Annotated in this window: 12 protein-coding genes; 10 read left to right on the forward strand and 2 right to left on the reverse strand. The window is 47.2% G+C overall.

What is annotated here, in order from left to right:
• Nucleotides 1-49 precede the first annotated feature (49 nt).
• The 4 genes from K0C01_RS05295 to K0C01_RS05310 are packed head-to-tail and all read left to right on the forward strand — an operon-like array spanning nucleotide 50 to nucleotide 1,646.
• A complete protein-coding gene (locus tag K0C01_RS05295) occupies nucleotides 50-622 on the forward strand; it encodes a PadR family transcriptional regulator (RefSeq protein WP_221170983.1) in 573 nt (190 codons plus the stop codon).
• Entirely contained in the window at nucleotides 615-1,187 is a 573-nt protein-coding gene (locus K0C01_RS05300; protein ID WP_221170984.1) for a hypothetical protein, read from the forward strand. The genes K0C01_RS05295 and K0C01_RS05300 overlap by 8 nt, the downstream gene beginning before the upstream one ends.
• Nucleotides 1,180-1,446 (forward strand): hypothetical protein, encoded by a 267-nt coding sequence (locus tag K0C01_RS05305; protein WP_221170985.1) that lies wholly within the window; start codon nucleotides 1,180-1,182, stop codon nucleotides 1,444-1,446. Before K0C01_RS05300 ends, K0C01_RS05305 begins: the two co-directional genes overlap by 8 nt.
• Nucleotides 1,443-1,646 carry a hypothetical protein gene (locus tag K0C01_RS05310; RefSeq protein ID WP_221170986.1) on the forward strand — a complete coding sequence of 68 codons (204 nt, stop codon included), beginning with the start codon at nucleotides 1,443-1,445 and terminating at the stop codon, nucleotides 1,644-1,646. Before K0C01_RS05305 ends, K0C01_RS05310 begins: the two co-directional genes overlap by 4 nt.
• Before the next feature lie 2 nt (nucleotides 1,647-1,648).
• On the opposite strand, the gene K0C01_RS05315 is transcribed toward K0C01_RS05310, so the two are convergent.
• Nucleotides 1,649-2,902: a tyrosine-type recombinase/integrase gene (locus tag K0C01_RS05315; RefSeq protein ID WP_221170987.1), complete on the reverse strand. Its 1,254-nt coding sequence runs from the start codon at nucleotides 2,900-2,902 to the stop codon at nucleotides 1,649-1,651.
• Between the two features lie 189 nt (nucleotides 2,903-3,091).
• On the opposite strand from K0C01_RS05315, the gene mutS reads away from it, so the two are divergent.
• From mutS to K0C01_RS05340, 5 genes are all read left to right on the forward strand, one after another.
• A complete protein-coding gene (gene mutS, locus K0C01_RS05320) occupies nucleotides 3,092-5,722 on the forward strand; it encodes a DNA mismatch repair protein MutS (RefSeq protein ID WP_221170988.1) in 2,631 nt (876 codons plus the stop codon).
• Between the two features lie 75 nt (nucleotides 5,723-5,797).
• Nucleotides 5,798-7,837, forward strand: coding sequence for a DNA mismatch repair endonuclease MutL (mutL, locus tag K0C01_RS05325; RefSeq protein ID WP_221170989.1), 2,040 nt, complete (start codon nucleotides 5,798-5,800; stop codon nucleotides 7,835-7,837).
• 252 nt (nucleotides 7,838-8,089) lie between these two features.
• Nucleotides 8,090-10,135 (forward strand): DEAD/DEAH box helicase, encoded by a 2,046-nt coding sequence (locus tag K0C01_RS05330; RefSeq protein ID WP_221170990.1) that lies wholly within the window; start codon nucleotides 8,090-8,092, stop codon nucleotides 10,133-10,135.
• A gap of 48 nt (nucleotides 10,136-10,183) precedes the next feature.
• A complete protein-coding gene (hisE, locus tag K0C01_RS05335; protein ID WP_221170991.1) occupies nucleotides 10,184-10,471 on the forward strand; it encodes a phosphoribosyl-ATP diphosphatase in 288 nt (95 codons plus the stop codon).
• Nucleotides 10,472-10,545: 74 nt separating this feature from the next.
• Nucleotides 10,546-11,424 carry a CheF family chemotaxis protein gene (locus K0C01_RS05340; RefSeq protein WP_221170992.1) on the forward strand — a complete coding sequence of 293 codons (879 nt, stop codon included), beginning with the start codon at nucleotides 10,546-10,548 and terminating at the stop codon, nucleotides 11,422-11,424.
• Nucleotides 11,425-11,447: 23 nt separating this feature from the next.
• Here the strand turns inward: K0C01_RS05340 and K0C01_RS05345 are convergent, their stop codons facing one another.
• Nucleotides 11,448-12,314 carry a CheF family chemotaxis protein gene (locus K0C01_RS05345; RefSeq protein ID WP_221170993.1) on the reverse strand — a complete coding sequence of 289 codons (867 nt, stop codon included), beginning with the start codon at nucleotides 12,312-12,314 and terminating at the stop codon, nucleotides 11,448-11,450.
• Nucleotides 12,315-12,415: 101 nt separating this feature from the next.
• Between K0C01_RS05345 and K0C01_RS05350 the strand changes: the two genes are divergently transcribed.
• Nucleotides 12,416-13,741, forward strand: a complete 1,326-nt coding sequence (locus K0C01_RS05350) for a FlaD/FlaE family flagellar protein (protein WP_221170994.1) — start codon at nucleotides 12,416-12,418, stop codon at nucleotides 13,739-13,741.
• The last annotated feature ends 62 nt before the right edge of the window (nucleotides 13,742-13,803 follow it).

Below are 13,803 nucleotides of genomic sequence, written 5' to 3' on the forward strand. Positions count from 1 at the left end.
GCGGGCACAGCGGGCCCGGATGGGCGCTCGTGGATCAGGCACGAACGCCATGTCAAGAAACGACTCATCGGGACAAAAAAGTCCCGACACGGAAGTTGTATCGCTTAATAACTGTTCGGTGTGTCACTTTACCGATGGAAGCTCTGGAGAAGGTCAAGACAAACATAATTCAAAACCTCGCGAGCATACAGCCAACTCCTCCAGCAGTATTCTTCCGGATGGTGGCACCGGATACACAGATCTCAGTGGTTTTCAGCGTGATATCTTGTTGACGACACTGGTCATAGCTAGAGACTCAACAACTGATACTTCCGGTACAAACATTCAGGACTATCTTGAAGCTCGTTACGGTGAAGAAATCAACCACAGTCGCTTGTATAAGAACATACATAGACTGACCGATCTCGGGCTACTCAGCAAGTCCACAATCGACGGACGAACTAATTGCTACGAGTTGACAACTGAAGGCACGAGACTACTTTCCCAACAGCTTAACGAGCTTGTTTGCGCCCTCAGTTCTGGCGAAGCAGATACTCACCAGATAGGAATCAACGATAGACAGCTGAGTGTTTCACAGGAATTGGAATTCCACTGCTTAATTGAGGGGAAAGAAGATGAATGACGCTCCCCACCAGTCTACATGTCCATACCCGGCAACTGTCCGAATTCCGGACAAATGGAATACCGGAGATCTCGATAATCCTGAAATAACCGAAATTGACGGTCAGAAAGTGACTGTTCACGGCTATGACCATGTGGATGAAGTGGTAATTATTGGTGGAGAACCAGTTGAGGAGCTTGACGTATCCACCTTTCATGACCGAATGTGGGTTAGTAGCACTCTTGTAGATCCATTGTTGTTACCTGACGGTGGCCGAAAGCGCGAGCGGTTTACTGTGTATTCTGATCGACCGTTTGCTTCGATTACTTACGGACCATCCACCAGTGAGTCGGCTGAGTATGCGCTTTTGGTTACAACCCGAGAACATGGCCAAATCGAGTTACTGCTTGATAAAGAGTCAATGTATCAACTCTGGACAGAAACGCACACAACTCCCTGTCCAGAGCCACCAATCGAGGACGACAAAGGACAGCTCGTCCAGCAGCTATTGCACTTAGCCGACGGAGCAAGCGAAGAAAGAATTGAGACTGCTATTCGAGCACTGCGAGGGAACAGTCATGAGTGAGTCGGCTGTCGGACACTGCGTAGAGCCATCGTTTTCCATTCATCGCAACAGCAACGCTGAGGTCACTATGATCGAAGTGGCCACGCCCGGCTGCACCGTCCGATATCAGATGATCGGCTCCACGGCTGTGCAATCGGGACCAGTGACTGGCAACCTGCATGATATTGATTTATTCCATGACGCTGTTGCTCGGTTGCCGTTTGTGCAGGCAGTTGCATCGGCAGACAACCAAGATTCAGTTTCTTCTTTAGAACAATGATTGACAACACGATTGATATTACCGAGAATCCAGACAAATGGGTTCGAGAAAACCGAGATACGTTGCGCCGTATTATCAAACACGCTGATGACCAGTTCGTTCGCGCGCTCGCGATTAATGTATTAGTCAAATATGGCGACACGCCAGCTGTCGAGCAGGTCAAAAAAGAACTGGATTATGCTGAGGAGGTGCTTGGCTAATGTCAGCCACTGCTCAGAGCGTCCAGGAACCGATCAGCCTCGTCGAGGACAGTCGGGTCTTCCTCAACGAGATTAAGGACTCGTTCAGCATTTTCGAGGTCCTCCAGAATCGACGGGTCTTCACGAGCGAGTTTGAGCAACTCGGCTCTGGCTTGTTGCTTTTCTCGGTTGATCTTTTTGACAGCATCCTGATCAAGTGCTTGCGAGCACCAGACACAGAAGTCTTTCTCACGAGGCGTTTCTTGTCCACATCGCGGGCAGGTCATCGGGGCGATCGGGTCCGGCTCGTCCTCACTCACGTCGACACCGTGGGCTCTGGCCAGCTCCCGGTCGCTTTCCTCGGCAAAGACCTTGACATATCGAGAGGCAACGTCACTTCCTCGAACCCAGCCGTGATGGTCCTCAATGTGGGCTTGATTGAGTCCCTGCGAGGCCAGATAGGACGCCGAAGACTTGCGGAAGTTGGTCAGCGTCACCGGCTTATTAACGCCAGCGTCCTGAGCACTGCCACGAAAGATTTTGCGGAACATCTGGTAGGAGATCTCGGAGCCATCGGACAGCGAACACCACAGCGGCGCAGTACTGTCGTCGCTCCGTGGATGGTCTTCGAGCCAGCGGGTCAGGTACGGCGTACTGGGAATCAACAGCACAGACCGCTGACCAGTCTTTCCGTCGACGGTCACCTTTGTTCCGTGTTTGTGGTCGCTGACGTCACCAACGCGAATCGACCGAAACTCACCAGACCGAGCACCGAGATCCCATGCGACGGCGATCATCGCTCGGTCCCGGGAGTTGTCGCAGGCCTCAATCATTGGCTGGATGTCGTCGTCCCACTTGAGCATCTTTGCTGGATCCGGTTCGGGCTTGTAGGATTTGGATGTCCCCGAGGACACCCAGTCAATTGTCGCCGGTGGATCACTCCCATTCTCATCGGTCGCCCGACGACCAAAGACCCGGAGTGCGACCCGGTAGTCCCGGTTGGTTTCCTCGTTGTCGTAGTTTTTGTTGATCCAGTGGACGATGTTCTTTGTGGCAGATTTGTCGGACAGGGCCTCGGCAAGGCCGCCGGCCTCCTCGGCCATAATCGTACAGTGTCGAAGCAATTTGATGTGGCGGGGAGTACTGTATTGACTCGAACGGAGTGCAAGTTCCTGATCGAAGGTCTGCAGCGCATCCCGATCAGCTTCAGACAATTCTTCAGACTCGGCAATTCGTTCCTGAAGCCGTTCCAACTTCTGGCGTTTGCGACTACCCATATTCTACTTTTTATAAAGACAGATGTAAACCTTTGGTGTGAAGCTCACGCCCGGACCTACTTTTACCTCTGACTGCTTAGGCAGCTGCGGCTCTGCCATACAGCGCTTCTGACTTTGTTAATCGCAGCGGAGTACCTGTCCAGAGATAGTCCGTGGTATTTTAGTCGTTATCTCCTGTTTAGGTTTAATATGACACAGACAGACGGTATTGTTGGTGAATACTTCGAACTACGCGAAGAAGCTGATGCAGATTTATTGGCCATGCAGATGGGGGATTTCTATGAGTTTTTTGCTGACGATGCCGAAATTGTTGGTGAGGAACTTGATTTAAAAACTTCTCATCGATCGTCTGGTGGTGAATCGTATCTCATGGCTGGTGTTCCTGTGGACGATCTCACACCTCATCTTACCGCACTTGTAGAGCGTGGATACCGTGTTGCTGTCGCTGATCAGCACGAAACGGATGATGGTCATACCCGTGAAATCTCTCGTATTGTTTCTCCGGGTACACTTATCGAATCAACTGATGCTTCTGCTCGCTATCTTGCAACTGTCGTTGAAGAAGAACAGTACGGCGTTGCTCTTGCAGATGTTACAACCGGGAAATTTTTCATCTCACACGTTGAGGACGATCGCTCTGAGTTACTCTCTGAACTTTACCGATTCTCTCCTGTTGAGGTTCTCCCAGGTCCAGAAATCCGCAACGATGATGTAATGATTTCTAAGTTTCGTGAAGAATTAGATACGACCATTAATATCTATGAAACTGCCGCATTCGCTTCTGGATCAGCCACACACGCTGTACATAACCACTTTGGCGACGGAGCACTAGAAAGTGTGAACGTTGATGCGTCTTCACCAGCTGTTAGGGCTGCTGGAGCTGCACTTGAATATATCAATGAAACTGGCCCTGGCGTCCTTGCGTCTTTTACACGACTACAGCGACTTCGTGACTCAGAGAGTGTTGCTCTGGACGCGACAACTCAGCGCAATCTTGAACTTACCGAGACACTCCGCGGTGACCAGTCTGGGTCACTTCTTGATACGATTGATCACACCGTCACCAGTGCCGGCCGTCGTAAACTCAGAGAGTGGCTTGTTCGCCCAACTCGCAATGTTGATGAGTTGAATAGTCGACTGAACAGCATCACCGCTCTTAGCCAAGCTGCATTAGCCCGCGATCAGTTAACTGATGAGCTAGACGCATGTTATGACCTAGCTCGGATATCGAGTAAAGCGACACACGGCAGTGCAGCTCCTACGGATCTCGTTCGAATTCGTGAGACTCTTTCACTGCTTCCTTCAATTATCTCGATTATTACTGATACTGAGAGATTAGCTACGTCACCCGTCTCTACGTTGTTTATTGATATCGATGACTCTCAGATTAACAGCCTGTATGACAAGCTTGACTCAGCACTCACTGATGATCCGCCCAAATCCATCTCTGATGGTGGCATCATTGCCCGTGGCTATCATGAAGAACTCGATACACTCTTATCTGAATACGAGTCACACCAGCGCTGGATTGAGAACCTCGACGATCAGGTCAAGCGTAACTACGGACTTACTCATGTAACCGTTGATCGAAACAAGACGGACGGATATTATATTCAAATTGGAAAATCAGAAGCCGATGAAGCTCCAGACCATTTTGATGAGATTAAAACGCTTAAAAATTCCAAACGATTTATCACCGAAGAACTACAAGAGCGTGAACGATCAATTCTTCGTCTTGAAGAACAACGATCAGAAATTGAACGAGAATTGTTTGAAAATCTTAAGACGACCATTGCAAATCACGCTGACCTTCTACAGACTATCGGAGAAAAACTAGCAAGACTTGATGCCCTCTCTAGTCTCACCACCCACGCTGTCCAATACCGGTGGGCAAGGCCTGAGATTGAACCTCCAGGCGAAGAGATTCACATCGACCAAGGGCGACATCCTGTAGTAGAAACAACGACTGAATTTGTCCCAAACGATACTCGCCTTAATTCTGATAACCAGTTTTTGATTGTTACTGGCCCCAATATGAGCGGAAAGTCTACCTACATGCGTCAGACAGCACTTATTGTTTTACTTGCACAGATTGGTAGCTTTGTTCCTGCAAATGACGCTCGTATTGGCCTTGTCGATGGTATTTATACCCGTGTTGGTGCGCTTGATGAGCTTGCACAGGGACGATCAACATTCATGGTCGAGATGCAGGAGCTATCAAATATCTTGCATTCAGCAAGCGAGGATTCACTCATTATTCTTGATGAAGTCGGACGGGGGACAGCAACATATGATGGTATTTCAATTGCATGGAGCACCACAGAATACCTCCATAATCAAATCGAAGCAAAGACTCTTTTTGCCACTCATTATCACGAGTTAACATCGCTTGCTGATCACCTTGACCGAGTTAGTAACGTCCATGTAGCGGCAGAGGAGACAAACGGCGATGTAACTTTTCTGCGAACAATCCGCGATGGTCCAACTAATCGTTCATATGGTATTCACGTCGCAGATCTAGCAGGCGTTCCTGATCCCGTTGTTAGCCGCGCTCGAACTGTTCTTGACCGCCTCCGAAATGAGAAAGCTATACAAGCAAAAGGAAGCCCCGACTCATCCACACAAGTCGTATTTGATCTTGAAACTGGCAGCTTAAAGGGCACACAGGGCTCTTCCTCAGAAGACAACGGACAACTAAGTGAACAGTTTGGTGATGATGCTGAATCTGTTCTTACGGAATTATCTGATCTTGATATTGCTCAGACGTCGCCCGTCGAACTTATGTCTATTATTCAATCATGGCAGGAAATGCTTGATTGAGATTTCTTAACATCCCCTTCGTTTCAACTGGAGATTTCCGGTAGGTATTTTATTTTTACTCAGTAACTCTTCAACGTGTCATCCCCAGACGAAATCCACCAGCTTGATCAGCAAACAGTTGCCCAGATTGCAGCAGGAGAAGTTGTTGAACGTCCAGCGTCAGTTGTCAAAGAACTCATCGAAAATAGCCTTGATGCTGGTGCGACTCAGATAGATGTTGAGGTTGACAACGGTGGAATCGACCGTATTGCTGTTCGTGATGATGGACACGGAATGACCCAATCAGCGGCCAAAGTCGCCGTAAAAGAACACACAACGAGCAAGATTAAATCCGCTGACGAGATTGATTCTGTTGATACACTCGGATTTCGAGGCGAAGCATTACACACAATCGGGGCTGTGTCCCGCATGGAGATAACTACTAAAGCAAAAGGAGAAACCGGAACTCGTATTCAATATACTGGTGGAGAGATTAACACGGTTGAACCTGCTGGCCGTCCTGTTGGAACTACTGTTGAAGTGAGTGATCTATTTTATAATACACCTGCCCGTCGTAAGTATTTATCCAAAGAACGTACCGAGTTTTCTCACATTTCACGAGTTACTGGTCGGTATGCACTTGCCAATCCCGACGTTGCGATTTCTCTTAGTCACGATGGCTCGGATGTTTTTGCCACCTCCGGACAAGGTGATCACAAATCTGCAATTATGTCTGTATACGGACGCGAAGTTGCCGAATCGATGATAGAAGTTGGTGCGGACCCCTCTGGATCCATCAACCATATCAATGGGTTTGTCAGCGATCCGGAGACAACACGTTCCACTCGGGACTACCTTGCCACATATATCAATGACCGCTATGTTGAATCCGATACGCTTCAGTCAGCAATTGTTGACGCATATAATGGACAGTTAGCTGCAAGCCGCTACCCTTTTGCTATTCTCTTTGTTGATCTCCCTTCTAATGAAGTTGACATCAATGTCCACCCTCGAAAATTAGCTGTTCGATATGAGCATGAGTCGGAAGTACGCGACACAGTAAAGCGGGTAGTTCGTGACGCTCTTCTCTCTGAGGGGCACATACGAACTTCTGCTCCCCGCGGAACCTCTGCTCCTGATGAGACCAGCATTGCTACTGACAATCCAGACCTTACTTCATCCGCAAATATAACTGAATCAAATATATCTCCAGAGGAAACAAAGGGGGTATCTGATCTCTCTTCCCCAGAATCCCGAGTTCATCAACAAACCTCTACGGAGGACCCGAAACAATCCTCATCCCATTCAGTGAACATCGAAGCATCATCTAGCGAGTGTGAAGATAATAATCAGGACACCCCAACAACTTCACCCGAACCCAGTGACTCTAGTCACTCCTCAGATAAGGAGCCCTCCCAAGGGTCTGATTCATTATCTGATACTGATTCGTCGGGGTCTTCCAGCAGGTTCGATTTAACTACTCAGCAAGCTCTCACTGGAGATGACGTAACTGACAGTACCTTCTCTCGGTTGCCTTCACTTTCTGTTCTTGGCCAATTCGATGATTCGTACATTGTCTGTGAGGACCAAGAAGGTCTCATCCTTATTGATCAGCACGCTGCTGATGAACGTATTCACTACGAACGATTGCGTGAAGCAACAAAGGATGAAACCGTAACCCAGTCTCTCGCTACCCCAGTTGAACTCACCTTGACTCCCGATGAAGCTGCTATTTTCGATGCAGTCTCTTCTGCTCTTGCTCAACTTGGTTTTCATACGGAACAAGATGGAACAACAATTCAAGTTCGAAGTGTTCCGGCTATTCAGGATCATACGCTTTCCCCTGATGTTATCCGTGAACTCTTTGATGCTATCCTTGATGATGCGGTTGATGAATCTGCGACATTACAGGCCATGGTTGACGAGATTCTTGCCGATATGGCCTGCTCTCCAGCTATCACTGCTAATACTTCTTTACATGATGGATCTGTTCGGTCACTACTAAGCGAGCTTGATCGTTGTGAGAACCCCTACGAATGTCCTCATGGGCGACCGACTCTTATACGCGTCCCAACCAAAGAGATTGAAGATCGGTTTGAACGTGATTATCCAGGCCACTCCTCTCGCTCTGAATAGTCTTAGTGCTAATATGGTCATGTTGAATTATACAGACTATGCTATTCTTGAACCTCTCTCGGCTGAATCCGGAGGGGGTTTGCCTCGTTATCGAAGTAAACTACTTTACTTTCTCTCCTACCACATCCATGACTTGGTCTTTGGACAGGCACTTTCCTAAAAGAGTGATCCTGCCATCGTTGGTGTGGTAATAGGCACCTAACTACACAACGTGTCGAATTACTGAAGTAGACTAACCTCTTATGTATTGTCGTGTCAAAGCAGGTTCCTGATGTTGAAACGCTTTTTCTCCACGAAACAAACCGTGGATACTCCGTTGTTCCCCGACGCAACGATACTCGTCTTTTCCGAGGAGTCCTTGAAATAAAAGAGACCAACGCAGGACCTCGCCCGGGAAAATTCTTAATTAAAGATGGGTCTGAAGAAACCCCGCGTAATCCACAGGAGTTTGTTGATATAGCGCGAATGGCTGATCGAATCCGCGTTTCTGAACAAACCTCTGCGCGCGGGCGGCGGCAAATTAAACACCTTCTTGATGCGTACCAGCTCAATGCAAAAGTTGTCCGAACATGTCGATACTGCTCTAACGCTGGTCGTTATTCGCCAATCACTTCAGAAACTGCAATTACATCTGGTGAAGACCAGATATGCCGTTCATGCGCTCGTAAAGAGCTTGATAGAGAACTATCATACCAAGGAGAAATTACTGCCGACGCAAGAGACCGTCTTGAAGAGCTGCTTTTTGAAGTCCGAGACCTTGATCGTATTACTGATCTACTGAAAGGCCATCTCGATCCTGAACTGACAAAATTCGATACGATTTCTGCAACTGTCGATGATATTGATCTAGTTCCTGTTCCTGATCTTGACCTCCATCCGAAGCTATCTAATATTATTACAACCAGATTTGATGAATTGCTCCCTGTTCAGAGTCTCTCTGTCAATAATGGTCTCCTCGATGGTAATGACCAACTGGTTGTTAGTGCAACAGCAACTGGAAAAACTCTGGTCGGAGAGCTGGCCGGTATTGATCATGTCCTTCGTAATGGGGGAAAAATGCTTTTTCTTGTCCCTCTCGTTGCGCTTGCAAATCAAAAATACGAAGATTTCCAAGAAGACTATGGTGATATCGTTGATGTGACACTTCGTGTTGGTGGAAGTCGAATTCGGGACGGCGGCGTAAGCTTTGACCCTGACGCTGATGTTATTGTCGGAACATACGAAGGAATTGATCACGCGCTTCGCGTTGGTCATGATCTTGGTGACATTGGTACAGTCGTTATTGATGAGGTTCACACTCTTAAAGAGGAAGAACGCGGCCATCGACTTGATGGCCTAATCTCACGACTCAAATACTACTGTACGAATAATGACTCTAATGATTACTCCACTCAGTGGATTTATCTTTCAGCAACTGTCGGTAACCCTGAAGAGCTTGCTGCTGATCTCCAAGCTGACCTGATTGAGTTTGAGGAGCGCCCTGTTCCAATTGAACGCCATGTTACCTTTGCTGACGGTCCAGAAAAAGTGGATATTGAGAACAAACTAGTCAAAAGGGAATTTGATACAGAGTCATCAAAAGGCTATCGGGGGCAGACGATTATTTTCACAAACTCCCGACGACGCTGCCATGAGATCTCCCGACGGCTTGAATATAGTTCTGCTCCGTATCATGCTGGCCTTGATTACAAGCGACGGAAACGTGTAGAAGAACAGTTTGCCGATCAAGATATTTCCGCTGTTGTCACTACTGCCGCCCTTGCGGCTGGTGTTGACTTCCCAGCCTCGCAAGTGATCTTTGACACGCTTGCCATGGGCATTGAATGGTTATCTGTTCAGGAGTTTGAGCAAATGCTTGGTCGAGCTGGCCGTCCTGATTACCATGATCAAGGAACTGTCTATGTACTTGTTGAACCGGACTGTCGCTACCACGCAAGTATGGACATGACTGAGGATGAGGTCGCATTCAAATTGCTCAAAGGTGAGATGGATCCAGTTCGTCCGGTTTACAGCGATGACGCTGCCATCGAAGAAACCTTAGCTAATATCACTGTTGGCGGATCAGCAGCGAAGTATCTCAATGACCAGATGGTGGGTGAAATCCCGACAAAATTCGCTCTTGGCAAACTTCTTGAATATGACTTTATCGACGGTCTGGAAACTACTAAACTTGGCCGAGCTGTTACCGAACACTTCCTTTCACCAAAAGAGGCGTTCATTATGCTCGAAGGCATTCGTAGCAAGAATCATCCATATGATATTGTTGCTGATATTGAACTTCAAGACGAGAATCTCTGATCCTGCTGTTTCGGAACAGTTATTCACGTTATTATCCCAGTTTGATTTATGTCTGATAACGTCATAGACGAGCTATTCGCCATTATCGAGGATCGCAAGGAAAATCTTCCGGAGGACTCATATACAGCGTCACTTTTCGAACATGATCGCGGCCAGAACGCCGCTTTAGAAAAACTGGGAGAAGAAACAACTGAGCTTATTCTTGCTGCCAAAGACAAGGATGAAGATGAAATCGCGCACGAAGCAGCCGACATCGTCTACCATCTACTTGTTATATTAGCGTACCATGATATGACGCTTGACGACTTACGTGCTGAACTTGAAGAACGCCGATAACATCTTACCTCTTTTCAGTGCTATCTCCCCGCAATCCATTTATCTACCCACTATCTAATTACAATTACTAGTGCATGAGCCGGGAGGAACGGAAGCTGCTGGACACCTCGGGAAAATTTTTACAGGTGGTCAAAAATGGCCGTCGCCGCGAACAGGCGGCTTGGCTTCCCGGTAGAATCCTTATCTCTACCCAGAGAATTGTCCTTGTCTCAAATGAAGGCAAGCGTACTATTCCACTTTCCTCAATCTCTGACATTGGCGGTAGATACGATGTCAACCAAACTATTGCACGTGTTTCTGATTACACAGCAATCAAGTTCGGTGAGCGGGGTAAACAGGTTGTGTTAGTCAATGTCCCCGACGACGAAGTTGATATAGAGACTTCGCTACACAGTGCTTTACTCAACCATCGGCAAATGCTCGTACAACACCCAGCTGTTGAGGGGGGAGTTGTACAGAGTGTTGAGTGGGTTGTTGGCCATCTTAAAGTAGAACCAGATACTGTCAATATTGCTCTCAAGGACGGAACGTTCATTGAAATTGATCTAGACGACATCTCTGAATTTTCCACTACAGAACAAACTGTTCGAGATGAATCCCGACCTGTTCTCAAAGTCAGTCATACAAACCAAGATGGTACCTCTGTTGAAACCCATATATCTGGGGACGAACGTAGGTGTTCTTTCCTTACTTCTATCTTCCGGGAAGGGGATGAACGAAGTCAAATCGGCGTAGACTTAGAATACTCAGAACAGAAGGTGCTCATGGCTTTACATTCTGGTGTCTCCCCGTTTGAAATACCTGAGTTTGTTGACATGGATGCTGACAGAGTGGAAGAGATATATGAACGTCTCATTGAGTTGGGTGTGCTTGAGGAGATTCGCAAACGACGTGAGGTTAAGCTGACGGCCCGTGGCCGCAAGGTCGCTTCTGGTGCTATTGAGTCAGAATGATCATTATCGTCTCCTGTGTGCTCCTAAATGTTAATATCGTCAATTCTGTCGGCAACGATCAATTGTCCCCATGACGTGAGCTTTGGATTATCTGTGCCTGAAAGTAGACCTTTTTCTTCCATCTGAGCAAGCAACTCTTCGACTTGTTGGTCGTTTATGTCGAGTAATTCTTGAAGTTGATCAAGTTTGCCACCCGAATATAATGCTATCAGCACTTCTGTTTCTTGATTATCAACATCAATCCGCTCAAGCTCATTTTCAAGCTGAAAATAGCGTAGCCGTAGATATCTAGCTAAGATATTTAGCTTTCTTACCGAAGTGTGTGATATTTCTGTCGTAACTGATTGATTGTCTGACATATGCTGCACAGAGAGGACAGGCTGAGAATCTCCTTCGATTTCTCGGTCAATATATGAGATATCGACGATTGCAGATAGGTTAATTGTAAAGTCTATATTTTGTCCACTGAACCTAACCGAATCCTCATACAGTTGTATTTCAGCGTCTCGATACTGTTCATCAGTAAGCCGACCTCCCACGCGAGCCGGGTGTTTTACTGTTGCTGTTCGTCCCTGTAATGTTGCTTTGTACAGGAACATTGCAAATTGATCGATTCGCTCATGATCACCTTTTATCAGCACTGTCCTTCGGTTTTGGTTGCTGATATAACCGACCAATACTGTCTGACTGAAAAACTCAGAGAGATCTGGTGGGATTTTACTCACAATAACTTCAAAAACGTCACCTAACGGGATTTGCCGCCGTTGTTCGTCCGAGACGACGACTAGTCGCTTCTGGCTCAGAATTACCCGACATGGCTCCGGATCCATCCGATATGTATCGGCATAGATAGCTTCTGCACGAAAGTCAGCAATTACAGACTCGGACATCTACGTGACTGATAATAATCGGCCGATTTACAAATCAGTTCTGGCGTAGCGATGAGATTGGCATAATCTTCAAGTATTTCTCGTGCGGAGTTACATGTACTGTGCCCAACGATGCCCTCCTACTTGCTGCCGCTGAGGTGGTTCTCAACAATTGGGAACTGGCTCCCCTTCTTGCAATTCCGTCTTTCGTAGCCTTGGGTGTGCTTGACGGCATTTTCAACAGCGACACTGAATCTGACACCGAAGGAACTGACGCTGATGATCTCTTCGATGAGACACCTGATGACACAGAAGATGATCTTAATGATGACTTGTTTGACGGCGAAGGCTTTGATGATCAAGAATTTGAGGAAGGTGCGGGCGAATCTGAACTGGAAGCTCGAGTTGATCAACTTGAGGAAGAACTGTCTAGCCTCTCCTCGACTGTATCGACTGTTCGTACTGAAAACGAGCAGATAAGTGAAAGTGTTGATGAAATCGAAGAAAATGTTCGGAAATTGCTTGATATCTATAAGATGGTCACTAAGGGGGTCAATCCCTTTGTTGACGAACAGGGCGGCAGTATATCCGCAGAAATCGATGATGAATCGCTTGGTATCTTCGGCGACGATGATACCGATGCTGAGACCGAAGAACTAGATGAAGACGTAATGGAAGCTGAGGCAGAGGAATTCTTTGCTGATGACTTTGAAGAGAGCGACTTTGATGATGGAGACGGTGTTGATGATTCTGACATAGAATCTGATGACTCGAATCCCCCTGAAGATGATGTTGAGTTTGAAGCTCTTGACGAGTCGGCAGATCCAATGGACAGCAACGAGTCAGATGATGCACAGAGCTTTGACGATCTCAAAGAAGAATATGAGTCTGATGACCCGGAATTCGAAGAGCTTGATGAAACTGACGAGTCTGACTTACACTCTGAACCAACAGATGATCATCAACTAACTGAATCAACTTCATCAGACGGTGAAGCAATGATGGAGTTGGACTCCGAGATGGACACATCAGACCAACCATCTTCAATGGCTGCTTCCCCTTCAGATCAGATTGAAAACCAAAGCACACAAAAATCCACCATCAAAGCAGAAAAGCCGTACCTTGATGAACTTCCAGCTGGATATACAGAGGACCTGATTGTGCTTGAATGGATTGAGTTCTTAATCGAAGAGAGTAGTCCAGCGGCTGCACAAAATGCTCTTACGTACTACGAACGTATCGGATGGATTGGACCTCGAGCTGCTGATCAACTTCGATCATTCCTCGATGGTCATCCAGATGTTGATGGATCTATTGACGCAAATACGGCGCCAGAAACGCTTTCGACGGATCACCACTCTCGGAGCCTACAATATATTGCCCGGCTTGATGGTACGATACTAGATTCGTGGAGTGAAAGAAGCCGTAAACGATGGCTTCATCGATAATTGAATCACGCAGCCCGACGCTCTTTTTCGCTGTGAAGTACCTTGGGCCAAGCTCCGATACA

The organism is Salinarchaeum sp. IM2453 (assembly GCF_019693215.1).
Lineage (GTDB): Archaea > Halobacteriota > Halobacteria > Halobacteriales > Salinarchaeaceae > IM2453.